The sequence below is a fragment of the Endozoicomonas sp. SESOKO4 genome, assembly GCF_024606275.1.
This window is the reverse complement of sequence record NZ_JAHHPS010000307.1, coordinates 1-1,604: the sequence shown is the minus strand read 5'-3', so window position 1 is coordinate 1,604 and position 1,604 is coordinate 1. Positions and strand designations below refer to the sequence as shown.

Annotated in this window: 2 protein-coding genes; both read right to left on the bottom strand. The window is 33.4% G+C overall.

All coding sequences use genetic code 11. The features are described 5' to 3' along the window. Positions 1–238 (bottom strand): hypothetical protein (locus KDK16_RS05860; RefSeq protein ID WP_257275135.1); only part of this gene is annotated, 238 nt, incomplete at its 3' end. A 25-nt stretch (positions 239–263) separates the two neighbouring features. Then, positions 264–1,604 (bottom strand): hypothetical protein (locus KDK16_RS05855; protein WP_257275134.1); only part of this gene is annotated, 1,341 nt, incomplete at its 5' end.

Below are 1,604 nucleotides of genomic sequence, written 5' to 3'. Positions count from 1 at the left end.
TATCTGGACCGCTCATAGTGGATATAACTCTCAGGTTTGGAGCCAGGTATCCAATAAAAAATGACATATCCGTGATAACATTTTTTTCAATATTTCCTTCAATGACGCTTTCAAAAAAAACATTATTTTCTTTGGCGGTTGAATAGTCCTCATGGCTTATAAGGAGCGACATTTCAACTCTTTGTAGCAATAAATCCAAGTGGCTCAGAGTTGGTAACCATTTATCGTCCTGTGGCATTAATAATGATTTGGTAATAATGTTATTACCCAGATTTGAAACAGCGGCTTTTTTTTAGATTATTCGGAATTTTAAATTTATTGCGAGATAAGTCATACATTGACATTAAAGTGAATTTCTTTTCAACTTCCGACATATTTTCTCTAACAGTGGGTATCCAAATATTAGCTTGATTGTCATACTGAGATCCTCCTCTATAGCGTTCTGTTGTCCTTTGTCTTTTTAGAGGTAAAATGAGTTTATACTGATAAACCATATTATTAGCTTTTGCTAATTTCTTATTTTCAACTATGTGTATTTCCCATTTTATGGGTTTGCCTACTGTGCTTTCGTCAGCTTTCAAGTAATGTGCCAGTTGGAAGTGCTTCTTTGGAATATAAAATTTATCTGAATGGGCCGCAGCAATTTCAAACGCTCGCCTTTCATAATCAGGGACTTTAACAATCAGCGTAAGAATGTTATGCCTTTTCTTGTGTTTGTTTTTTATATTTCCTTCTTTTTTATTTCCTTTCCTTATCCTATTCAGAACCTGTTTAAAATTATGCTCATCCAGCTTTTCATTCTTATAATAAACAACGGGTTCTATATTTAATGGTATTTTAAATTCCGATTTTCGCCTGGCTTCAGAGGTCAGATCATGAAAAGTTCCTATAGAGGTATAATCAAATTCTACAATCTCAGCTTCAGGTTGCATTTCGATAGGAATAAAAGTATCAGTACTTATTGATTCTATATTGTTTTTATCATCGGACTCATCGTCCATTACCAAATAATCAAAAAATGGATCTTCTCCTTCCTTTATTCTTTCTCGAACACTTTCTTCTATCTTAATGTGATCCGTTTCTACATAAACAGACTTGCTGATTTTTTGTACCCGTTCATTTACGTCGATTATTTCTTTTGTAATCACATTCTGTGGGCTTCTTGCATGCAAGTCATGTGAAAGAATTCCTTCTGATCTTATATCGAAGTCAGCTGTCAAACAATTGATTATATTCAAAATATGTTCTTCTACGGTAAAATTGTCTGATCCATAGAGTACACTTTCGGGGCTGTGTGACCAGCAGTATTTATAACCACCGAAGTTGATTCCATAAAAGCAGTTATAACTCTTTGTTGAGAAAAGTTTATTTGTAAAATGGTGGGCTACCTTAGGTGCATATTTAATGAAAACGTTTGGTATTTTGTTGCCAATATTGTCAAAATTAAGCGTTATTTTAAAAAATGCATCTTTCCACCAGCCATAGGGTGCTACAAATTCCAAAGACACTACAAACATGTTGTCGTCATTGATAGTTAATTTAAATTTATCTGGATACTTCTTATTAAGAAAGACTTGAAGTTTATGAGTTGCAATGTAAATCTC